Raw genomic sequence first — 19,928 nt, forward strand, 5'->3', positions numbered from 1 at the left:
GACTGTCAGACCGCTATCGCGAGCAAGCTCGCTCCCACAGGGGATCTTCGTTGTGCTTGGCCCCGCGGGGCCTGCTACAAATTTACAACTTGATCCAGGTCGCCTTCAGCTCGGTGTACTTGTCGAACGCGTGCAGCGACTTGTCACGGCCGTTACCGGACTGTTTGAAGCCACCGAACGGAGCAGTCATGTCGCCACCGTCGTACTGGTTGACCCAAACGCTACCAGCACGCAGCGCCCGCGCGGTCAGGTGAGCCTTGGAGATGTCCTTGGTCCACACCGCTGCGGCCAGGCCATACGGCGTGTCGTTGGCAATCGCTATGGCTTCTTCGGCCGTATCGAATGCGATCACCGACAGTACCGGACCAAAAATCTCTTCCTGGGCGATTTTCATCGCGTTGCTCACACCGTCGAAAATCGTCGGTTCAACGTAAGTGCCGCCGGTTTCCTGAAGCGTGCGCTTGCCGCCCGCCACCAGCTTGGCACCGTCGGCATGGCCGGACTCAATGTAGGACAGCACGGTGTTCATCTGCTGGGTATCGACCAGAGCGCCGACGTTGGTCGCCGGGTCCAGCGGATTGCCTGGCTTCCAGGTTTTCAGCGCTTCGATCACCAGCGGCAGGAAAGTGTCCTTGATCGAACGCTCGACCAGCAGACGCGAACCGGCGGTGCAGACTTCGCCCTGGTTGAAGGCAATGGCGCCTGCGGCCGCTTCGGCTGCGGCTTGCAGGTCCGGGGCATCGGCGAACACGATGTTCGGGCTCTTGCCGCCGGCTTCAAGCCAGACGCGCTTCATGTTTGATTCGCCGGAGTAGATCAGCAGTTGCTTGGCGATCTTGGTCGAACCGGTGAACACCAGGGTGTCGACATCGTTGTGCAGGGCCAGGGCCTTGCCGACGGTGTGACCGTATCCCGGCAGCACGTTCAGCACGCCTTTCGGGATGCCGGCTTCAACGGCCAGGGCCGCGATGCGAATAGCCGTCAGCGGCGATTTTTCGGATGGCTTGAGGATTACCGAGTTGCCGGTGGACAGCGCCGGGCCGAGTTTCCAGCAAGCCATCATCAGCGGGAAGTTCCAAGGCACGATGGCGCCAACCACGCCGACCGGTTCGCGAGTCACCAGACCCAACTGATCGTGCGGGGTGGCGGCGACTTCGTCGTAAATCTTGTCGATGGCTTCACCGCTCCAGCTCAGGGCTTGCGCCGCGCCGGGAACGTCGATGTACAGGGAGTCGCTGATCGGCTTGCCCATGTCCAGGGTTTCAAGCAGGGCCAGCTCTTCGGCGTGCTGTTTCAGCAGGCCGGCGAAACGGATCATGGTGGCTTTGCGTTTGGTCGGCGCCAGGCGCGACCAGACGCCGGAATTGAAGGTGGCGCGGGCGTTTTCAACAGCGCGCTGGGCGTCGGCGGCGTCACAGCTGGCAATCTTGCCCAGCAGACGGCCATCGACCGGGCTGATGCACTCGAAGGTCTCGCTGGAGACGGCATCGGTGTATTCGCCATTGATATAGGCACGGCCTTCGATCTTCAGATCGCGAGCACGTTGTTCCCAATCGGCACGAGTCAGGGTGGTCATTCGAGTGTCCTCCTCTTGTTGAATACGAGCGCCCCGCGCTCTTCGCGGGCGTCCTCAGGAATTCTGCCCGGCCAGCCTGCATTTTCGGCCCAAGGCAACCGCCACCCTAAACCAGCCACCCCTCATGTTTCAATATATTTGACATAAGGCCGGCAAACGGCCTTGCGATGTTCATTTTAATAAACATAGACTTTGGGCTTTCCAGCCATAGCGCCGCAATCACGGGGGATTAGAACAATGAATATCCAGGATGTCGTCGACTTCAGCCAAGCCAAAACCGAGCCCGAACGCTATAAACCGGACCAGGCGAAAATCCTCAAAGGCGACCCGGAACAAGTGGTCTACAACCACTACAACAGCCCTTGCGGCCAGTTGAACGCGGGTGTTTGGGAAGGTGCGGTTGGCCAGTGGCTGGTGAATTTCACCGAGCACGAATACTGCGAGATCGTTCAGGGCGTCTCAGTGCTGCGCGACAATGACGGCAACAGCAAAACCGTGCGCGCGGGTGATCGCTTCGTGATTCCGGCCGGGTTCCGGGGCACCTGGGAAGTGCTGGAAACGTGCCGCAAGATCTATGTCGCGTTTGAGCAGAAAGCCTGAGGATTTGCGTTGCCCTGGCCGGCCCCATCGCGAGCAAGCTCGCTCCCACAGGGGATCGGTGTCGATCATAAAACCTGTGGGAGCGAGCTTGCTCGCGATGAGGCCCTGACCAGCACGACAAAATTCAGGCAACAAAAAAGGCCCGTATCTCGCGATACGGGCCTTTTTTGTAAGAGGGAAAAATCAATTACTTGATTTTGCCTTCTTTGTAGATCACGTGCTTACGAACAACCGGATCAAATTTCTTGATCTCGATTTTGTCCGGAGTAGTGCGCTTGTTCTTGTCGGTAGTGTAGAAGTGACCAGTACCGGCGCTCGAAATCAAACGAATCAATTCACGCATGATTAGCTCCCTTAGATCTTGCCAGCGGCGCGGATTTCGGCCAGCACGACAGTGATGCCGCGCTTGTCGATGATACGCATGCCTTTGGCAGATACGCGCAGACGCACGAAACGTTTCTCTTCTTCAACCCAGAAGCGGTGATGCTGCAGGTTCGGCAGGAAACGACGACGGGTTTTGTTGTTTGCGTGGGAAATGTTATTCCCAGTCACCGGACCCTTACCGGTAACTTGACATACTCTCGACATGCCTCAGCCCTCTAAAACCACATGCCCAACCCGGCATGGGTTGGCCGCTTAATCTCTCAGTCATTTGGCGCCAGGCGCCGCGTTTCTTTAGAGGTCTTACCGGCTACACCTACAAGTGAAGGAACCGGGCCCCTAGAAAAGAGCGCTGCTTTATACCAGAAAGACTGGAGAGCAACAACTTTCCGTGTGCACAGACTTTATGAAAACCCGATTTTTCTGGCTCCAAGCGCCTTGAATAAAGGCTATCGTCGATAAAGACCGCTCGTCGCAGAGAATCGGCCAACAGGCCAATCCAGGGTTTTCCTCGGTCCGCGCGCACCGAAAACAATCGCACATACTCCCCTTAAAATGAAAAAGGGGATAGTCATTTGCAAAAGAGCCCTCTAGGGTAAGCCTTTTCCAGACTGCACTTGCAGATGGGCCTTCGATCTGTAAAGGAATCCGACCATGCGCCTCGCTGCCCTACCGCTGCTGCTTGCCCCGCTTCTATTGAGCCCGCTGGCCCATGCCGCCGCCCTGACCGTCTGCACCGAGGCCAGCCCTGAAGGGTTTGACGTGGTGCAATACAACTCGCTGACCACCACCAACGCCTCGGCCGATGTGCTGATGGATCGCCTGGTGGACTTCGATACCGCCAGCGGCAAAGTGGTCGCCAGCCTCGCAGACAGCTGGGAAGTCTCGCCCGATGGGCTGACCTACGTGTTCAAACTGCACCCGCAGGTGAAATTTCACCGCACTGAATATTTCAGCCCGACGCGTGAGCTGACCGCCGAAGACGTGAAGTTCAGTTTCGACCGCATGCTCGACCCGGCGCATCCTTGGCACAAAGTGGCTCAAAGCGGTTACCCGCACGCCCAGTCGATGCAGTTGCCGGCGCTGATCAAGAAGATCGATGCACTTGACCCGCTGACCATACGCTTCACCCTCGACCACCCGGACTCGACCTTCCTCGCGACCCTGAGCATGGGCTTCGCTTCGATCTATTCAGCTGAATACGCCGACAAGCTGCTCAAGGCCGGCACCCCGGAAAAATTTAACAGCCAGCCGATCGGCAGTGGTCCGTTCGTGTTCACGCGGTTCCAGAAAGACGCTTCGATTCGCTACAAGGCCAACCCGGACTACTTCCGCGGCAAGCCTTCGGTGGACCCGCTGATCTTCGCCATTACCCCGGATGCCAACGTGCGGCTGCAGAAACTGCGCCGCAATGAATGCCAGATCGCCTTGTCACCCAAGCCTCTGGACGTACAGGCCGCGCTGAAAGAGCCGACGTTGAAAGTCGAAAAGACTGACGCCTTCATGACCGCGTTCGTCGGCATCAACAGCCAACATCCGCCGCTGGATAAACCTGAAGTGCGCCAGGCCATCAACCTCGCATTCGACAAGGCCAACTACGTCAAAGCCGTTTTCGAAGACACCGCCGAGCCCGCCAATGGCCCGTACCCGCCCAACACCTGGAGCTACGCCAAAGGCTTGCCGGGCTATCCCCATGATGTCGAGAAAGCCAAGGCATTGATGGCCAAGGCCGGACTCAAGGACGGCTTCCAGACCACCATCTGGACCCGCCCGTCGGGCAGCCTGCTGAATCCGAACCCGAGCCTGGGCGCCCAATTGCTGCAGTCCGACCTCGCGGAAATCGGCATTCAGGCTGAGATCCGCGTGATCGAATGGGGCGAGCTGATTCGCCGCGCCAAGGCGGGTGAGCACGACCTGCTGTTCATGGGCTGGGCCGGCGATAACGGAGACCCTGACAACTTCCTCACACCGCAGTTTTCCTGCGCCGCGGTCAAGTCCGGCACCAACTTCGCGCGCTACTGCAGCCCGGACCTGGACAAGCTGATCAGCGCTGGCAAGACCACCGGCGAACAAGGTGTGCGCACCAAGCTCTACGAACAGGCCCAGGCGCAGATCCAGCAGCAGGCACTGTGGCTGCCGCTGGCTCACCCGACGGCCTTCGCGCTGACGCGCAAGGATGTCGAGGGTTACTCGGTGAGCCCGTTTGGCCGTCAGGATTACTCCAAGGTCAACCTCAAGTAATCCGACACAACACAAATCCCTGTGGGAGCGAGCCTGCTCGCGATTGCGGAGTATCAGTCACTCAACAATCGACTGACACGACGCCATCGCGAGCAGGCTCGCTCCCACAAGGGCTCGATTAATCCTCCCCTCCTCCTACATCCACCCGTACTCAGCCATCGACAGCGGCTCCCCGTCCCCGATGATGAAATGGTCAAGCACCCGCACATCAATCAGCTCCAATGCCTCTTGCAGGCGCTTGGTCAGCGTTCGGTCGGCTTGACTGGGGTTGGTATTACCTGACGGATGGTTGTGACAAAGGATCAACGCGGCGGCGTTGTGGGCCAGCGTGCGTTTGACCACTTGCCTCGGATAAACACTGGTGTTGTCGATGGAGCCGCGAAACAGCACCTCAAAGGCCAGGACTTGATGCCTGGAATCCAGAAAAAGACAGCCGAACACCTCATGGGGCTCGTGGCGCAGCATTGATTTCAGGTAATCGCGAACGGCCTGTGGATTTTCCAGCGCCGACTTTTGCCGTGCGCGCTCGGCCAGATGCCGCCGGCCCATTTCCTGGGCCGCTTGCAGCTGAGCAAATTTCGCAGGCCCGAGCCCCAACTGGCTACTGAATGCAGCTTGATCGGCCTCGAGTAACGAGCGCAGGCTGCCAAACTGATTCAACAGGTGTCGCGCCAGATCCACCGCGCTTTTACCCGATACACCGGTTCGTAAAAAAATCGCCAACAGCTCGGCGTCCGAAAGGCTCCCCGAGCCCAGCTCAAGCAACCTCTCCCGCGGCCGCTCGGCCGCCGGCCAATCACGAATACTCATAGCACCTCCCTGGAATGTGGGCGCCGCTGTTCCATAGCGGTCGCTGTGATATCGTAGCCCATCTTTTTTGCGGGCGATTTCATCCCTGGGGAGGGGGTATCGCCATGCAGCAACCATCGAAATGAAAGGCAGACCTATGCAGCGGCTGTATCGGAAACGCATCGTTCTGGGCGTCGGCGGCGGCATCGCTGCCTACAAGAGCGCCGACCTGGTTCGCCGCCTGATCGACCAGGGCGCCGAAGTGCGCGTGGTCATGACCCGTGGCGGCAGCGAGTTCATCACGCCGTTGACCATGCAGGCGCTGTCCGGCCACCCGGTCCACCTCGACCTGCTGGACCCGGCAGCTGAAGCCGCGATGGGCCACATCGAGCTGGCCAAATGGGCCGACATGGTGCTAATCGCCCCTGCCACCGCGGACCTGATCGCCCGCCTGGCCCAAGGCATCGCCGACGACCTGTTGACCACGCTGGTGCTGGCCACCGACGCTGTGGTCGCCATTGCCCCGGCGATGAACCAGGCCATGTGGCGCGATCCGGCGACCCAGGCCAACCTGAAAACCCTCGAGAGCCGCGACATCAAAGCCTTCGGCCCAGCCTCCGGCAGCCAGGCCTGTGGCGACGTGGGTCTTGGCCGCATGCTCGAAGCCGTCGAACTTGCCCAATGCGCGGCGGACTGCTTCAAGCGTCAGGCATTGACCGGCAAACACGTGCTGATCACCGCCGGCCCGACCCAGGAAAACATTGACCCGGTGCGCTACATCACCAACCACAGCTCCGGAAAAATGGGCTTTGCCCTGGCCGAAGCCGCGGTGGAAGCCGGCGCCCGTGTGACGTTGATCACCGGCCCCGTGCACCTGCCGACCCCGGACCGCGTCACCCGCATCGACGTGGTCAGCGCTCGCGACATGCTCGCTGCCTGTGAAGCCGCGATCCCTTGCGACCTGTTCATCGCCTCGGCAGCAGTCGCGGACTACCGCCCGGAAGTCGTCGCCCCACAGAAGCTCAAGAAAGACCCTACGAACGGCGACGGCTTGTTGCTACAGATGGTGCGTAACCCGGACATCCTGGCCACCATCGCCACGCGCCCCGACCGTCCGTTCAGTGTCGGTTTCGCCGCCGAAACCGAACACCTGCTCGACTACGCTGCCCGCAAGTTGAAAGACAAGAACCTCGATTTGATCGTCGCCAACGACGTCGCCAACCCGAGCATTGGCTTCAACAGCGAAGAAAACGCCTGCAGCGTGATCGACCGTGAGCTTCACGCCACACTCTTCGCCCAGACCAGCAAGAGCAAGATTGCTCGCCAGCTGATCACCTTTATCGCCGAACGTCTGAACCAGGTTTAATTTACATGCACGCTTTGCAAGCCAAGATCCTCGACCCTCGCATCGGTACCGAATTCCCGTTGCCGCAGTACGCCACTCCAGGCTCCGCCGGCCTGGACCTGCGCGCCATGCTGGAAAAAGACACCGTGATCAAGCCGGGCGAAACCGTGCTGATCCCGACCGGCCTGTCCGTTTACATTGGCGATCCCGGTTTGGCGGCGCTGATCCTGCCGCGCTCCGGCCTGGGCCATAAACACGGCATCGTGCTGGGCAATCTGGTCGGCTTGATCGACTCCGACTACCAGGGCCCGCTGATGGTGTCGTGCTGGAACCGCGGCCAGACCGATTTCAACATGGTGGTGGGCGAGCGTTTGGCCCAACTGGTGCTGGTGCCGGTGGTTCAAGCACACTTCGAGATGGTCGAAGAGTTCGTCGAAACCGAACGTGGTGCGGGCGGTTTCGGGCATTCGGGTAGCCACTGATTCCAGGTGTTCAGGCTGGGCGCGCTGCCCGGCCTGAACCTTGTCTTCGGTCTGCCAAGGCAACATTCGCACAAAGTTCATCTGGAAGGTTTAGTGCCCAAAATCAAGGCATTGACCGGTCATTACCTCGTAAACGCAGGTGGCATGGCCTTTACACACCACGAACTCTCAGTGGAAAACGCCGTCATACCCTTCAGTTTGAGCCGGCCGACGCATTTTTCGCAGGCCTGTCCAGTCACTTTCGAGATGGAGCATTCCTACAGATGAGCAACCCAGCCCAAGTCCCACCCAAGTTTCCGGACAGCATCTTCCGCGCCTACGACATTCGTGGCACCGTCCCGGAATTCTTGAACGCTGAAACCGCTTATTGGCTCGGTCGTGCCATTGGTGCCCAGAGTCTGGCCCAGGACGAACCGAACGTTTCAGTCGGCCGCGACGGTCGCCTGTCCGGTCCGGAGCTGGTCGAGCAACTGATCAAGGGCCTGGCCGACAGTGGTTGTCACGTCAGCGACGTCGGCCTGGTGCCAACGCCTGCGCTGTATTACGCCGCCAACGTGCTGGCCGGCAAATCGGGGGTGATGCTCACCGGCAGCCATAACCCGTCGAACTACAACGGCTTCAAGATCGTGATCGCTGGCGATACCCTGGCCAACGAACAGATCCAGGCCCTGCATGACCGTCTCAAGACCAACAACCTGAGCAGCGGCAAGGGCAGCATCACCCAGGTCGAGATTCTCGATCGCTACAACACCGAAATCGTCCAGGACATCAAGCTGGCTCGCCGCCTCAAAGTGGTGGTCGACTGTGGCAACGGCGCGGCCGGCGTGATCGCCCCGCAACTGATCGAAGCGCTGAACTGCGAAGTGATCCCGCTGTTCTGCGACGTCGACGGCAACTTCCCCAACCACCACCCGGACCCGGGCAAGCCTGAAAACCTCGTCGACCTGATCGCCAAGGTCAAGGAAACCAACGCTGACCTGGGCCTGGCGTTCGATGGCGACGGCGACCGCGTGGGTGTTGTGACCAACACTGGCAGCATCGTCTACCCGGACCGCTTGCTGATGCTGTTTGCCCGCGACGTACTGGCGCGCAACGCCAACGCGGAAATCATCTTCGACGTCAAATGCACCCGCCGCCTGACACCGCTGATCAAGGAATACGGCGGCCGTCCGCTGATGTGGAAAACTGGTCACTCGCTGATCAAAAAGAAAATGAAGCAAACCGGTGCCCTGTTGGCCGGCGAAATGAGCGGGCACATCTTCTTCAAGGAACGCTGGTTCGGTTTTGACGACGGCATTTACAGCGCCGCGCGTCTGCTGGAGATCCTCAGCAAGGAAAAATCCACCGCGGAAGAGCTGTTTGCGACCTTCCCGAACGATATTTCTACGCCGGAAATCAATATCCATGTGACCGAAGAGAGCAAATTCAGCATCATTGATGCATTGCACGATGCGAAGTGGGGCGAAGGCGCCGACCTGACCACCATTGACGGCGTGCGAGTCGACTACGCCAAAGGCTGGGGCCTGGTACGCGCATCCAACACCACACCGGTGCTGGTGCTGCGTTTCGAGGCCGATGACGAGGCTGAACTGCAGCGCATCAAGGACGTATTCAAAGTCCAGCTGAAGCGTGTTGCACCTGATCTCCAATTACCGTTCTGATTTAACGAAGCACCCGGAGCCCTGAATGACCCTCGAACGCGAAGCCGCCGCCCATACCGCCCAGGTCCTGTCCGAAGCGTTGCCTTACATCCGACGCTATGTCGGCAAGACCCTGGTGATCAAATACGGCGGCAACGCGATGGAAAGCGAGGAGCTGAAAACCGGCTTCGCCCGTGACATCGTGCTGATGAAAGCCGTGGGCATCAACCCGGTGGTGGTTCATGGCGGCGGCCCGCAAATCGGCGACCTGCTCAAGCGCCTGTCGATCGAAAGCCACTTCGTCGACGGCATGCGCGTCACCGACGCAGCAACCATGGATGTGGTGGAAATGGTCCTCGGCGGCCAGGTCAACAAGAGCATCGTCAATCTGATCAACCGTCACGGCGGCAGCGCCATCGGCCTGACCGGTAAAGACGCCGGGCTGATTCGTGCGAAGAAACTGACCGTCACCCGCCAGACCCCGGAGATGACCCAACCGGAAATCATCGACATCGGCCAAGTGGGCGAAGTGGTCGGGATCAACACCGAGCTACTGAACCTGCTGGTCAAAGGCAACTTCATCCCGGTGATCGCGCCAATCGGCGTCGGCGAGAACGGCGAGTCGTACAACATCAATGCTGACCTGGTGGCCGGCAAGGTCGCCGAAGCGCTGAAAGCCGAGAAGCTGATGCTGCTGACCAACATCGCCGGCCTGATGGACAAGTCGGGCACGGTCCTGACCGGCCTGAGCACCCAGCAAGTCGACGACCTGATTGCCGACGGTACGATCTACGGCGGCATGCTGCCCAAGATCCGTTGCGCACTGGAAGCGGTACAGGGCGGCGTGGGCAGCTCGCTGATCATCGATGGCCGGGTGCCAAATGCGATTCTGCTGGAGATCTTCACCGATACCGGTGTGGGTACTTTGATCAGCAATCGCAAGCGTCCCTGATTCAAGAACGACAAAAGACCGCAGCCTTCGCCGGCACCTACGGAAGTACGAATATTCTGTAGGCGCTGGCGAAGACTGCGGTCTTTTTTATGCGCGCCGGAAGCGTCCTACCTAACTCAGCGAAACATCCGACATCGTGCCAGCATCAATCCGCATAGGATCTTCCCTGTATCCACAGGAGAGTTACCCATGCAAAAAGACTACGTTCCTTACGGCAGTGATGTTTCAGCAGGCACTTTTGAATGTGTGGACTGCGGGCATCGGTATTCGAATCAGGCAAAGACCTCGATTCCGCCTTGCCCTCAGCGCCTTAAATCAACGCACACGCGAAACGGATGGAAAGTTCTGACCGGTCAGGGCGACGCGGTGAAAGACCCATATCCAAACAGGTAAAACGAAGTTTGGTTTTCCAATGAAAAAAGGCCCTGTTCTCACAGGGCCTTTTCTTTAGACGCCGAACTGTGCCCGGTAGGCCTCTACAGCAGGCAAATGCTGCTTGAGCTGAGGATCGTCCGCCAGGAATTCCAGCACCTGGTTCAACGAAACAATGCTGATCACCGGAATGCCGAAGTCGCGCTCCACTTCTTGGATCGCGGACAGCTCGCCATTGCCACGCTCTTGACGGTTCAAAGCGATCAGCACGCCCGCCGCCTTGGCGCCGTCCTGGGAAGCGATGATCTGCATCACTTCACGGATCGCCGTACCAGCAGTAATCACGTCATCGATGATCAGCACATCGCCGGTCAATGGCGCGCCAACCAGACTGCCGCCTTCGCCGTGGGCCTTGGCCTCTTTGCGGTTGAAGCACCAAGGCAAATCTCGGTCGTGATGTTCGGCCAGGGCCACTGCGGTGGTCGCCGCCAACGGGATGCCTTTGTACGCCGGGCCAAACAGTACGTCGAACGGGATTCCACTCTCGACGATGGCCGCCGCGTAGAAACGACCCAGCTGCGCAAGGGCCTTGCCTGTGTTGAACAGGCCGGCATTGAAGAAGTAAGGACTGGTGCGTCCGGACTTCAGGGTGAACTCACCGAAGCGCAAAACGCCGCGATCGATGGCAAAACGAATGAAATCGCGCTGATACGCTTGCATGAAAAAAACCCCAAATACCACGGATTTAGCTAATTAGGTTGACGCCGTGTATCATACACGCACGCGATTTTTGGGGCCATTTATGCGGATCATCAGTGTGAACGTCAATGGTATTCAGGCTGCAGTGGAGCGAGGGTTGCTCAGTTGGCTGCAAGCACAGAATGCCGACGTCATCTGCCTGCAGGACACCCGCGCCTCCGCCTTTGAACTGGACGATCCAGCCTTCCAACTGGATGGCTACTTCCTTTATGCCTGCGAAGCCGAAGTTCCCGCCCAGGGTGGCGTGGCTTTGTATTCGCGGTTGCAACCGAAGGCAGTCATCAGCGGTCTCGGGTTCGAGACGGCCGACCGCTACGGGCGCTACCTGCAAGCCGATTTCGATAAGGTCAGCATCGCGACCTTGCTGCTCCCTTCGGGGCAGAATGGCGATGAAGATTTGAACCAGAAGTTCAAGCTAATGGACGACTTCGCCCGTTATCTGGATAAACAGCGGCGCAAACGTCGCGAGTACATTTACTGTGGCTCGCTGTACGTCGCGCACCAGAAGCTGGATATCAAGAACTGGCGCGACAGCCAGCAATCCCCGGGCTTCCTGGCACCTGAACGTGCCTGGATGGACGAGATTGTCGGGAACATGGGTTATGTCGATGCCCTGCGCGAAGTCAGCCGTGAAGGCGACCAGTACAGCTGGTGGCCGGACAACGAACAGGCTGAGATGCTCAATCTCGGCTGGCGTTTCGACTATCAGCTGCTGACCCCAGGCTTGCGCCGTTTTGTTCGCAGCGCACGCCTGCCACGTCAGCCGCGGTTCTCGCAGCACGCACCACTGATCGTGGACTACGACTGGACGCTGACGATCTAAGCGTCGTTTCGCAGATACAAAAAAGCCGACAGCAGTGTCGGCTTTTTTGTGTGCGCTGATTTCTATTGTGGGAGCGGGCTTGCTCGCGAAGGCGGTTTAACATTCAACATTGAAGTTGATTGACCCACCGCTTTCGCGAGCAAGCCCGCTCCCACATAGGGATTTGTGTCGTGGCTTATTTGATCAACCGCCAGGTGAACGGATACCGATACGGAACCCCTTCATTGGCTTTCACGCCCGCGATGATCGTCAGCACCAACGCGCCAATCGCCACCAGACCGAACAGGAAGAACCCGATGATCACCACCATCAGCAGGAAGCAGATGGCGGAGGCAATGGCGACGGTGATCTGAAAGTTCAGCGCCTCCTTGCCCTGTGCATCGACAAACGGGTCCATCTCGCGCTTCATCTGCCAGAGAATCAGCGGGCCGATCAATGTGCCGAATGGAATCCAGATCCCCAGCAAGGCGGACAGGTGACAAAACATCGCCCACTGCCGAACGTCTTTGCTCGGGATGGGAAGTAGCTGCTGCTCGTCACTCATGGTGTCCTCCTTGCGTGGAACATCCGATCAGTCGGCCAGTGCGGCCTTTTGCAGTTCGAAGATCTCGGTCATGCCTTTCTTCGCCAGCTCCAGCATAGCGTTCAGCTCTTCGGGCTGGAACGGTGCGCCTTCAGCTGTGCCCTGGACTTCGATGAAGCCGCCGGTGCTGGTCATCACCACGTTCAGGTCGGTCTCGGCAGCCGAGTCTTCCAGATAGTCGAGGTCGAGGACCGGTTCGCCCTGGTACATGCCAACCGAAACAGCAGCGATCATTTGCTTGAGCGGGTCGCCACCTTTCAGGCCGCCACGCTTCTTGATCACTTTCAAGGCATCGACCAGCGCAACCATGGCGCCGGTGATGGACGCAGTGCGGGTGCCGCCATCTGCCTGGATCACGTCGCAGTCGACGTACAGGGTGACGTCGCCCAGCTTGGACATGTCCAGGGAGGCGCGCAGGGAACGACCGATCAGACGCTGGATTTCCAGGGTGCGGCCGCCTTGCTTGCCGCGGCTCGCCTCACGCTGGTTACGCTCGCCGGTGGCGCGCGGCAGCATGCCGTATTCGGCGGTCAACCAGCCCTGGCCCTGACCTTTGAGGAAACGCGGCACGCCATTTTCAACGCTGACGGTGCAGATGACTTTGGTATCACCGAACTCGACCAGCACAGAACCCTCGGCGTGTTTGGTGTAGTTGCGGGTAATGCGGATCGAGCGGAGCTGATCGGCAGCGCGACCACTTGGACGTTTCATAGGGAATACCTGTACTGGGGACGGAAAACTGCCGAGCATTATAGAGCCGCCGGCCGAGACTGGGCACGTCTAAAAAATCTGCCCGACGATTGAAGGCCCTGATCAGAGCTTGGGACACCGCTTTACCGACGGCCTGCAGCCCTTTGTCACGCCGTGTGTTTGGGCGCATCCGCCCCACTGCGCTACAATCCTGCGCCATTGCTGCCTCTGGGCTTAAATTCATTTAGATCGGGTCTGCGAAACCTTTGGTAACGCATGAACCTGCATTGCGAGGTACCTCCATGGTGCACAGCATGACCGCCTTCGCCCGTGTCGAAAAAGCCGGCGCCCAAGGCACGCTGAGCTGGGAACTGCGCTCGGTCAACAGTCGCTACCTGGAGCCGCACTTGCGTCTGCCGGAGTCGTTTCGCGACCTCGAGGGCGCCGTACGCGAAGCGCTGCGCCAGGGCATATCCCGAGGCAAACTCGAATGCACCCTGCGCTTTACCGAAGAAAACACTGACAAGCCACTGCAAGTGGACCGCGAGCGCGCCGCCCAATTGGTCGCCGCCGCCGAGACGATCGCCAGCCTGATCAAGAACCCGGCCGCGCTCAATCCACTGGAAGTCCTGGCCTGGCCTGGCGTGCTGGTAGGCGATGCGACAGACCCGCAAGCCTTGAACGCCGAGGCACTGGCACTGTTCAACGAAGGCTTGAAAGAACTCAAGGCCGGCCGCGAGCGCGAAGGCGCGGAGCTGGCGCGGCTGATCAGCGATCGGTTGACCGCCATCGAAGCAGACGTTGTCACCTTGCGTGAACTGGTGCCGCAAATGCTCGCGACCCAACGCCAGAAAGTCCTCGACCGCTTTGCCGACATGAAGGCCGAGATGGACCCGCAGCGGCTCGAACAGGAAATGGTCATGCTCGCGCAAAAGAGCGACGTCGCCGAAGAACTGGATCGCCTGAGCACTCACATCATCGAAGTTCGCCGGGTGCTCAAGTCCGGTGGCGCTGCCGGTCGGCGCCTGGACTTCCTGATGCAGGAACTCAACCGCGAAGCCAACACACTGGGCTCCAAAGCCTTCGACCCGCGCAGCACACAGGCGGCGGTCAACCTCAAAGTGTTGATCGAGCAGATGCGCGAACAAGTGCAGAATATTGAGTAAGGCAAACAGACATGACCCACAGCACCGGCACCCTGTACATCATTTCCGCCCCTTCGGGCGCGGGCAAGAGCAGCCTGGTCAAGGCCCTCACTGACACCAACCCGGAGATTCGCGTATCGATTTCCCACACCACCCGCGCCATGCGTCCGGGTGAAGTGGACGGCGTGAACTACCACTTCGTGAGCCGCGAAGCCTTTGTGAAAATGGGCGAGCACGGTGATTTCCTGGAGCGCGCCGAGGTATTCGGCAACTTCTACGGCACCTCGCAAAGCCATCTGCAGCAAACGCTGGACGAAGGTCACGACCTGATTCTGGAAATCGACTGGCAAGGCGCCGAGCAAGTGCGCAAGCTGATGCCCCAGGCGCGTTCGATCTTCATTCTGCCGCCATCGCTGCAAGCCTTGCACCAGCGCCTGACCAACCGTGGCCAGGACAGCGACGAGATCATTGCCGGCCGGATGCGTGAAGCCGTCAACGAAATGAGCCACTATGTCGAGTACGACTACCTGATCATCAATGACGATTTCTCCCACGCACTGGATGACCTGAAGGCGATTTTCCGTGCCAATCAACTGCAACAGAAGCGCCAACAGGTGCGTTTCGGCATGTTGCTGGCTGAATTGCTGGGCTGAAACAGCGCTTCCCAAAACCGCTGCAAGGGCTTTACATTGGCACTTGCAGCGCGTTGAAGAGCTTGGTCAAAAAATCAGCGCTTCCCTAAACGCTGGTGATTTTTTAAACTGTTGAGTCCGCTCGCCCAACCGGGCAGCGCGCATATTGCATTCGCTCCGAGGAATACCATGGCCCGCGTAACCGTTGAAGATTGCCTAGAACACGTGGAAAACCGCTTTGAGCTGGTCATGCTCTCTACCAAGCGTGCCCGTCAACTGGCCACCGGTGGCAAAGAGCCCCTGGTTCAGTGGGAAAACGACAAGCCTACCGTAGTAGCGCTGCGTGAAATCGCTGAAGGCCTGATGAGCTACGAGTTCATCGCCAATGCTGAAATCGTCGAAGACGAACCGCTGTTCGCAGCGTTCGAGGACGAGTCCAACGAGGCCGTCTAAGCCATGCCTGGTCGACGTAGCACGGCGCGGGGTCACAGCGAACGGCAGGATTCATCATGCCGAGCATAGACGCCCTCGCCGATCGCTTATCGACCTACCTCGGCAAGGACCAGGTCAATCTGGTCCGCCGAGCGTACTTCTACGCCGAACAAGCCCACGACGGCCAACGCCGCCGTAGCGGTGAGGCGTACGTCACGCATCCTCTTGCGGTGGCGAACATTCTTGCCGACATGCACATGGACCATCAGAGTTTGATGGCTGCGATGCTGCATGACGTGATCGAAGACACCGGTATTGCCAAAGAAGCGCTGCAAGCGCAGTTCGGTGAAACCGTGGCCGAACTGGTCGATGGGGTCAGCAAACTGACCCAGATGAACTTCGAGACCAAAGCCGAAGCCCAAGCCGAAAACTTCCAGAAAATGGCCATGGCCATGGCCCGCGACATTCGCGTGATCCTGGTCAAGCTGGCTGACCGCCTGCACAACATGCGCACGCTGGAAGTCCTGTCTGGCGAAAAACGCCGACGGATCGCCAAGGAAACCCTCGAAATCTATGCGCCCATCGCCAACCGGCTGGGCATGCACGCCATCCGCATAGAATTCGAAGACCTGGGCTTCAAGGCCATGCACCCGATGCGTTCCGCGCGGATCAACCAGGCGGTCAAACGCGCCCGGGGCAATCGCAAGGAAATCGTCAACAAGATCGAGGAATCCCTCAGCCACTGCCTGGCCATCGATGGCATTCAGGGCGAGGTCAGCGGTCGTCAGAAACACCTCTACGGCATCTACAAGAAAATGCGCGGCAAGCGTCGGGCCTTCAACGAGATCATGGACGTGTATGCGTTCCGGATCATCGTCGACAAGGTCGACACCTGCTATCGCGTGCTGGGTGCTGTGCACAATTTGTACAAACCGTTGCCGGGGCGCTTCAAGGATTACATCGCGATCCCCAAGGCCAACGGCTACCAGTCGCTGCACACCACGCTGTTCGGCATGCACGGTGTTCCGATCGAGATCCAGATCCGCACCCGTGAAATGGAAGAGATGGCCAACAACGGCATCGCTGCCCATTGGCTGTATAAATCCAGCGGCGACGAGCAGCCCAAAGGCACTCACGCTCGTGCCCGGCAGTGGGTCAAGGGCGTGCTGGAAATGCAGCAACGCGCCGGCAACTCGCTGGAATTCATCGAGAGCGTGAAGATCGACCTCTTCCCGGACGAGGTCTACGTGTTCACGCCCAAAGGCCGGATCATGGAGCTGCCAAAGGGCTCCACGGCGGTCGACTTCGCTTACGCGGTGCACACCGACGTGGGCAACAGCTGCATCGCCTGCCGGATCAACCGTCGTCTCGCACCGCTGTCCGAACCGCTGCAAAGCGGCTCCACGGTCGAGATCGTCAGCGCACCCGGCGCACGGCCGAACCCGGCGTGGCTGAACTTTGTGGTCACCGGCAAGGCGCGCACGCACATCCGCCACGCGCTGAAACTGCAACGCCGCTCCGAGTCCATCAGCCTGGGCGAACGCCTGTTGAACAAAGTGCTGAATGGCTTCGACAGCTCGCTGGAAAAAGTCCCGGCCGAGCGCGTCAAGGCAATGCTCACCGAATACCGCCTGGAACTGATCGAAGACCTGCTCGAAGACATCGGCCTGGGCAATCGCATGGCTTATGTGGTCGCCCGCCGCCTGCTCGGCGAAGGCGAACAGCTGCCAAGTCCGGAAGGCCCGCTGGCGATTCGCGGCACCGAAGGCCTGGTCCTCAGCTACGCCAAGTGTTGCACGCCGATCCCGGGCGACCCGATTGTCGGTCACCTCTCGGCAGGCAAAGGCATGGTTGTGCACCTCGACAACTGCCGCAACATCAGCGAGATCCGCCACAACCCGGAAAAATGCATCCAGCTCTCGTGGGCCAAGGATGTCACCGGCGAATTCAACGTCGAGCTGCGTGTCGAGCTGGAACACCAGCGCGGCCTGATCGCCCTGTTGGCCAGCAGCGTCAACGCGGCCGACGGCAATATCGAAAAAATCAGCATGGACGAACGCGATGGTCGTATCAGCGTGGTCCAACTGGTGGTCAGCGTGCACGACCGCGTGCACCTGGCCCGCGTGATCAAGAAACTGCGCGCACTGACCGGGGTGATTCGCATCACCCGCATGCGCGCGTAAGCCAACCTATTACAAGGAGTCATTCATGACCAAGACTGTTATCACCAGCGACAAGGCCCCGGCCGCTATCGGTACTTACTCCCAGGCGATCAAGGCTGGCAACACCGTTTACATGTCGGGTCAGATTCCTCTGGACCCAAAAACCATGGAACTGGTCGAAGGCTTCGAAGCCCAGACCGTCCAGGTGTTCGAGAACCTCAAAGCCGTCGCCGAAGCGGCTGGCGGTTCGTTCAAGGACATCGTCAAACTGAACATCTTCCTCACCGACCTGAGCCACTTCGCCAAGGTCAACGAGATCATGGGCAAATACTTCGACCAACCTTACCCTGCCCGCGCCGCCATCGGCGTTGCAGCCCTGCCAAAGGGTTCGCAGGTCGAGATGGATGCCATTCTGGTCATCGAGTAAATGCGTACGGCGCAGCCTTTTGAGGTTGCGCCTGCCGATCTTGTAAAAAAAGGGTTCTGAAAGGATTCCAAAATGCGCAAAGCGCTAGCTCTCTCGCTGGTTGCCCTGTTCCTGGGCGGCTGTGCCAGCAATCCGGCCGATCGTGATATCAGCGGCACCTGGATCAATCAGGCCGCAATCGACGCTGCGGCCAAAGGCGGTCCCCTGCGTGAAGCGCTCCAGGCCTACGGTCCGAACCTTGAGTGGAACGTCAACACCAAGGCCGCTCAGGCTCGCTACACCAACGGCTTTGAAAATGTCGAAGGCAAGCTGCTGGGCGAAGAGTCCGGCGGATGGAAAGTCGACTTTTATGGCAGCTCCGCAAGCGAACTCAAGCGAGACGGCAAGCGACTGAACCAGGCCGCCAACGACAACGAACCGGAGCAGGTCTTTGATCGTGCGCTGATTCAGGTGCCGGACGGCGCACCGATTGGCGCCAGCTTCGAACGCGCGCTGTACACCGCCTACATGGGCGGCAACTGGAAAATCGTCAGCGGTCCGGGCGAAGGCAGTTCCGTGCAATTCCAGGCCGATGGCCAGGTTGCCGGTCTTCCGGGTGCCGATCGTTATGCCTTGTGCCTGGCGGGCGATTGCGCCTCGATGAGCGGCGGCAATGACAACATGTGGCTGCAACTCAGCGGCCAAGGCAACACCTGGATCTTTGCGCGCAAAGGCAAAGAGCTGGAAATTCTGCAGGCCGTGAATACTGCACAGGCAGACGAAATGCCTCAGTTCACGCCCGGCGAGCGCAAATGGTTGCTGGAAAAGCAGTAACCCTGCCCTGAAGCCAACAGATAACCCTGTGGGAGCGGGCTTGCCCGCGATGGCGGTGTAACAGTCAACCAGGATGTTGAATGTTATGGCCTCATCGCGGGCAAGCCCGCTCCCACAGTTGTTTTAGGGTGTATTGGGGGTCAGCAGCGCCCTTCGATAATCGCAGCGTAGCCTTCACGATAAGTCGAATATTTCGGAGCCCACCCCAAGGCCTTCGCCCGGGCATTACTGCACTGCTTGCTGCCAGTACGGCGCACGCTCGCATCTTCAGACCATTCGGTGACACCCAAATACTCGCGCAACCAGCCCACCACTTCCGCCAGTGGTGCAGGCGCATCGTCGACACCGATATAGACGTCATCCAGCGCCACGCCGCGTCGATCCGCCTCAAGCAGAAACGCCATCAGCCCCGCCGCGTCATCGGCGTGAATGCGATTGCCATACAGCGGCGGATCAACAGCCACGCGATAACCGCGACGAACCTGGGTCAGCAGCCATTCGCGTCCCGGGCCGTAAATGCCGGTCAAGCGCACGATGCTGGCAGGGATACCGCTGTTGAGCGCAATTTGTTCAGCCTCCAGCATCAATCGCCCCGAATAGCCTGCTGCGATGGTCTCAGAAGTCTCGTCGACCCACTCGCCATCCTGCTGGCCATACACACTGCTGCTGGAAACGAACAGCAGGCGATTGGGCACCTGACCGTAGTCGTCCAGCCACTCCAGCACATGCTGTAAACCCTCAACATAAGCGGCGCGGTAACCGGCCTCATCGTGATCGGTAGCGGCCGCGCAATACACGAGGTAATCCACCGCCCCAATGGGCCAGGTTTCCGGACAGTCCTTATTGAACAAGTCGCCGGCAACGCCAATGACCCCCTCGGGCAGGCGCGAGATGTCACGCCTCAAGCCATGAACCTCCCAACCGGAGTTCAGCAATTGCGTGGCCAGACGACTGCCGACATCACCACAGCCGGCAATCAAAACAGAAGGCGCGGACATCAAGAAACTCCTCTTGGAAAGCCACAGACTAGCGCCAGCAATGGACGAGCGGCTAGCGATGAAAGAAAAAAGAGACGCTTTCACTT

At 59.3% G+C, this 19,928-nt stretch carries 21 protein-coding genes and 1 pseudogene; 14 read left to right on the forward strand and 8 right to left on the reverse strand.

The genetic code is table 11. The annotated features are described in order from the left end of the window. Positions 1–82: 82 nt before the first annotated feature. The gene (locus tag HNR03_RS13140) at positions 83–1,576 is read right to left on the reverse strand and encodes an aldehyde dehydrogenase (RefSeq protein ID WP_084317776.1); all 1,494 of its coding nucleotides are present in this window, start codon (positions 1,574–1,576) and stop codon (positions 83–85) included. A 237-nt stretch (positions 1,577–1,813) separates the two neighbouring features. Here HNR03_RS13140 and HNR03_RS13145 point away from each other — a divergent pair, with 237 nt between their 5' ends. Next, positions 1,814–2,176 (forward strand): cupin domain-containing protein, encoded by a 363-nt coding sequence (locus HNR03_RS13145; protein ID WP_259154030.1) that lies wholly within the window; start codon positions 1,814–1,816, stop codon positions 2,174–2,176. 187 nt (positions 2,177–2,363) lie between these two features. On the opposite strand, the gene rpmG is transcribed toward HNR03_RS13145, so the two are convergent. After that, complete coding sequence (gene rpmG / locus HNR03_RS13150; protein WP_007894709.1) at positions 2,364–2,519, reverse strand: 50S ribosomal protein L33; 156 nt, start codon at positions 2,517–2,519, stop codon at positions 2,364–2,366. An 11-nt stretch (positions 2,520–2,530) separates the two neighbouring features. Beyond that, positions 2,531–2,764: a 50S ribosomal protein L28 gene (gene rpmB, locus HNR03_RS13155; RefSeq protein WP_003176907.1), complete on the reverse strand. Its 234-nt coding sequence runs from the start codon at positions 2,762–2,764 to the stop codon at positions 2,531–2,533. A 447-nt stretch (positions 2,765–3,211) separates the two neighbouring features. On the opposite strand from rpmB, the gene HNR03_RS13160 reads away from it, so the two are divergent. Further along, on the forward strand, positions 3,212–4,798 hold the full coding sequence (locus HNR03_RS13160) for an ABC transporter substrate-binding protein (RefSeq protein ID WP_259154032.1): 1,587 nt from the start codon (positions 3,212–3,214) through the stop codon (positions 4,796–4,798). Between the two features lie 135 nt (positions 4,799–4,933). Here HNR03_RS13160 and radC read toward each other — a convergent pair whose 3' ends face one another. Next, entirely contained in the window at positions 4,934–5,608 is a 675-nt protein-coding gene (gene radC, locus HNR03_RS13165; RefSeq protein ID WP_090178019.1) for a DNA repair protein RadC, read from the reverse strand. 136 nt (positions 5,609–5,744) lie between these two features. Here radC and coaBC point away from each other — a divergent pair, with 136 nt between their 5' ends. From coaBC to HNR03_RS13190, 5 genes and pseudogenes are all read left to right on the forward strand, one after another. After that, the gene (gene coaBC, locus HNR03_RS13170; RefSeq protein ID WP_090178016.1) at positions 5,745–6,953 is read left to right on the forward strand and encodes a bifunctional phosphopantothenoylcysteine decarboxylase/phosphopantothenate--cysteine ligase CoaBC; all 1,209 of its coding nucleotides are present in this window, start codon (positions 5,745–5,747) and stop codon (positions 6,951–6,953) included. A 5-nt stretch (positions 6,954–6,958) separates the two neighbouring features. Continuing rightward, positions 6,959–7,414, forward strand: coding sequence for a dUTP diphosphatase (dut, locus tag HNR03_RS13175; RefSeq protein WP_059403885.1), 456 nt, complete (start codon positions 6,959–6,961; stop codon positions 7,412–7,414). Positions 7,415–7,701: 287 nt separating this feature from the next. Next, positions 7,702–9,075, forward strand: a pseudogene (locus HNR03_RS13180) (phosphomannomutase/phosphoglucomutase); the annotation flags it as partial. Between the two features lie 25 nt (positions 9,076–9,100). After that, positions 9,101–10,006 (forward strand): acetylglutamate kinase, encoded by a 906-nt coding sequence (gene argB / locus HNR03_RS13185; protein ID WP_003229488.1) that lies wholly within the window; start codon positions 9,101–9,103, stop codon positions 10,004–10,006. A 189-nt stretch (positions 10,007–10,195) separates the two neighbouring features. After that, positions 10,196–10,399 (forward strand): zinc ribbon-containing protein, encoded by a 204-nt coding sequence (locus tag HNR03_RS13190; RefSeq protein WP_259154033.1) that lies wholly within the window; start codon positions 10,196–10,198, stop codon positions 10,397–10,399. 54 nt (positions 10,400–10,453) lie between these two features. Here HNR03_RS13190 and pyrE read toward each other — a convergent pair whose 3' ends face one another. Next, positions 10,454–11,098, reverse strand: a complete 645-nt coding sequence (gene pyrE, locus HNR03_RS13195; protein ID WP_090178008.1) for an orotate phosphoribosyltransferase — start codon at positions 11,096–11,098, stop codon at positions 10,454–10,456. Positions 11,099–11,180: 82 nt separating this feature from the next. Here pyrE and HNR03_RS13200 point away from each other — a divergent pair, with 82 nt between their 5' ends. Next, positions 11,181–11,960: an exodeoxyribonuclease III gene (locus HNR03_RS13200; protein WP_259154034.1), complete on the forward strand. Its 780-nt coding sequence runs from the start codon at positions 11,181–11,183 to the stop codon at positions 11,958–11,960. 175 nt (positions 11,961–12,135) lie between these two features. Here the strand turns inward: HNR03_RS13200 and HNR03_RS13205 are convergent, their stop codons facing one another. Both HNR03_RS13205 and rph read right to left on the reverse strand, forming a co-directional pair. Continuing rightward, complete coding sequence (locus tag HNR03_RS13205) at positions 12,136–12,504, reverse strand: DUF4870 domain-containing protein (protein WP_090178001.1); 369 nt, start codon at positions 12,502–12,504, stop codon at positions 12,136–12,138. Positions 12,505–12,531: 27 nt separating this feature from the next. Then, on the reverse strand, positions 12,532–13,254 hold the full coding sequence (gene rph, locus HNR03_RS13210) for a ribonuclease PH (RefSeq protein ID WP_010465211.1): 723 nt from the start codon (positions 13,252–13,254) through the stop codon (positions 12,532–12,534). Between the two features lie 281 nt (positions 13,255–13,535). Here rph and HNR03_RS13215 point away from each other — a divergent pair, with 281 nt between their 5' ends. The 6 genes from HNR03_RS13215 (at position 13,536) to HNR03_RS13240 (ending at position 18,844) form a co-directional block, all read left to right on the forward strand. Then, on the forward strand, positions 13,536–14,399 hold the full coding sequence (locus tag HNR03_RS13215; protein ID WP_090177998.1) for a YicC/YloC family endoribonuclease: 864 nt from the start codon (positions 13,536–13,538) through the stop codon (positions 14,397–14,399). An 11-nt stretch (positions 14,400–14,410) separates the two neighbouring features. Beyond that, entirely contained in the window at positions 14,411–15,031 is a 621-nt protein-coding gene (gmk, locus tag HNR03_RS13220) for a guanylate kinase (RefSeq protein WP_208670868.1), read from the forward strand. A gap of 168 nt (positions 15,032–15,199) precedes the next feature. Further along, positions 15,200–15,463 (forward strand): DNA-directed RNA polymerase subunit omega, encoded by a 264-nt coding sequence (gene rpoZ, locus HNR03_RS13225; RefSeq protein ID WP_003177259.1) that lies wholly within the window; start codon positions 15,200–15,202, stop codon positions 15,461–15,463. A gap of 56 nt (positions 15,464–15,519) precedes the next feature. Then, positions 15,520–17,625 (forward strand): bifunctional GTP diphosphokinase/guanosine-3',5'-bis pyrophosphate 3'-pyrophosphohydrolase, encoded by a 2,106-nt coding sequence (spoT, locus tag HNR03_RS13230; protein ID WP_090177991.1) that lies wholly within the window; start codon positions 15,520–15,522, stop codon positions 17,623–17,625. Between the two features lie 25 nt (positions 17,626–17,650). Then, the gene (locus HNR03_RS13235) at positions 17,651–18,031 is read left to right on the forward strand and encodes a RidA family protein (protein WP_003229509.1); all 381 of its coding nucleotides are present in this window, start codon (positions 17,651–17,653) and stop codon (positions 18,029–18,031) included. Between the two features lie 72 nt (positions 18,032–18,103). Next, positions 18,104–18,844 carry a hypothetical protein gene (locus HNR03_RS13240; RefSeq protein WP_222589027.1) on the forward strand — a complete coding sequence of 247 codons (741 nt, stop codon included), beginning with the start codon at positions 18,104–18,106 and terminating at the stop codon, positions 18,842–18,844. 140 nt (positions 18,845–18,984) lie between these two features. On the opposite strand, the gene HNR03_RS13245 is transcribed toward HNR03_RS13240, so the two are convergent. Beyond that, entirely contained in the window at positions 18,985–19,842 is an 858-nt protein-coding gene (locus HNR03_RS13245) for an SDR family oxidoreductase (protein WP_259154036.1), read from the reverse strand. Between the last annotated feature and the right edge of the window lie 86 nt (positions 19,843–19,928).

The sequence above is a fragment of the Pseudomonas sp. JAI111 genome, assembly GCF_024809425.1.
GTDB lineage: Bacteria > Pseudomonadota > Gammaproteobacteria > Pseudomonadales > Pseudomonadaceae > Aquipseudomonas.

What these genes read in the sequence shown, in the direction of transcription:
- spoT (WP_090177991.1), top strand. Translation starts at nt 15,520, where the DNA reads ATGCCGAGCATAGACGCCCTCGCCGATCGCTTATCGACCTACCTCGGC.
- HNR03_RS13200 (WP_259154034.1), top strand. Translation starts at nt 11,181, where the DNA reads ATGCGGATCATCAGTGTGAACGTCAATGGTATTCAGGCTGCAGTGGAG.
- gmk (WP_208670868.1), top strand. Translation starts at nt 14,411, where the DNA reads ATGACCCACAGCACCGGCACCCTGTACATCATTTCCGCCCCTTCGGGC.
- HNR03_RS13205 (WP_090178001.1), bottom strand. Translation starts at nt 12,504, where the DNA reads ATGAGTGACGAGCAGCAGCTACTTCCCATCCCGAGCAAAGACGTTCGG.
- HNR03_RS13190 (WP_259154033.1), top strand. Translation starts at nt 10,196, where the DNA reads ATGCAAAAAGACTACGTTCCTTACGGCAGTGATGTTTCAGCAGGCACT.
- rph (WP_010465211.1), bottom strand. Translation starts at nt 13,254, where the DNA reads ATGAAACGTCCAAGTGGTCGCGCTGCCGATCAGCTCCGCTCGATCCGC.
- coaBC (WP_090178016.1), top strand. Translation starts at nt 5,745, where the DNA reads ATGCAGCGGCTGTATCGGAAACGCATCGTTCTGGGCGTCGGCGGCGGC.
- HNR03_RS13215 (WP_090177998.1), top strand. Translation starts at nt 13,536, where the DNA reads ATGGTGCACAGCATGACCGCCTTCGCCCGTGTCGAAAAAGCCGGCGCC.
- argB (WP_003229488.1), top strand. Translation starts at nt 9,101, where the DNA reads ATGACCCTCGAACGCGAAGCCGCCGCCCATACCGCCCAGGTCCTGTCC.
- HNR03_RS13160 (WP_259154032.1), top strand. Translation starts at nt 3,212, where the DNA reads ATGCGCCTCGCTGCCCTACCGCTGCTGCTTGCCCCGCTTCTATTGAGC.
- radC (WP_090178019.1), bottom strand. Translation starts at nt 5,608, where the DNA reads ATGAGTATTCGTGATTGGCCGGCGGCCGAGCGGCCGCGGGAGAGGTTG.
- HNR03_RS13145 (WP_259154030.1), top strand. Translation starts at nt 1,814, where the DNA reads ATGAATATCCAGGATGTCGTCGACTTCAGCCAAGCCAAAACCGAGCCC.
- HNR03_RS13240 (WP_222589027.1), top strand. Translation starts at nt 18,104, where the DNA reads ATGCGCAAAGCGCTAGCTCTCTCGCTGGTTGCCCTGTTCCTGGGCGGC.
- HNR03_RS13235 (WP_003229509.1), top strand. Translation starts at nt 17,651, where the DNA reads ATGACCAAGACTGTTATCACCAGCGACAAGGCCCCGGCCGCTATCGGT.
- HNR03_RS13140 (WP_084317776.1), bottom strand. Translation starts at nt 1,576, where the DNA reads ATGACCACCCTGACTCGTGCCGATTGGGAACAACGTGCTCGCGATCTG.
- HNR03_RS13245 (WP_259154036.1), bottom strand. Translation starts at nt 19,842, where the DNA reads ATGTCCGCGCCTTCTGTTTTGATTGCCGGCTGTGGTGATGTCGGCAGT.
- rpoZ (WP_003177259.1), top strand. Translation starts at nt 15,200, where the DNA reads ATGGCCCGCGTAACCGTTGAAGATTGCCTAGAACACGTGGAAAACCGC.
- pyrE (WP_090178008.1), bottom strand. Translation starts at nt 11,098, where the DNA reads ATGCAAGCGTATCAGCGCGATTTCATTCGTTTTGCCATCGATCGCGGC.
- dut (WP_059403885.1), top strand. Translation starts at nt 6,959, where the DNA reads ATGCACGCTTTGCAAGCCAAGATCCTCGACCCTCGCATCGGTACCGAA.
- rpmB (WP_003176907.1), bottom strand. Translation starts at nt 2,764, where the DNA reads ATGTCGAGAGTATGTCAAGTTACCGGTAAGGGTCCGGTGACTGGGAAT.
- rpmG (WP_007894709.1), bottom strand. Translation starts at nt 2,519, where the DNA reads ATGCGTGAATTGATTCGTTTGATTTCGAGCGCCGGTACTGGTCACTTC.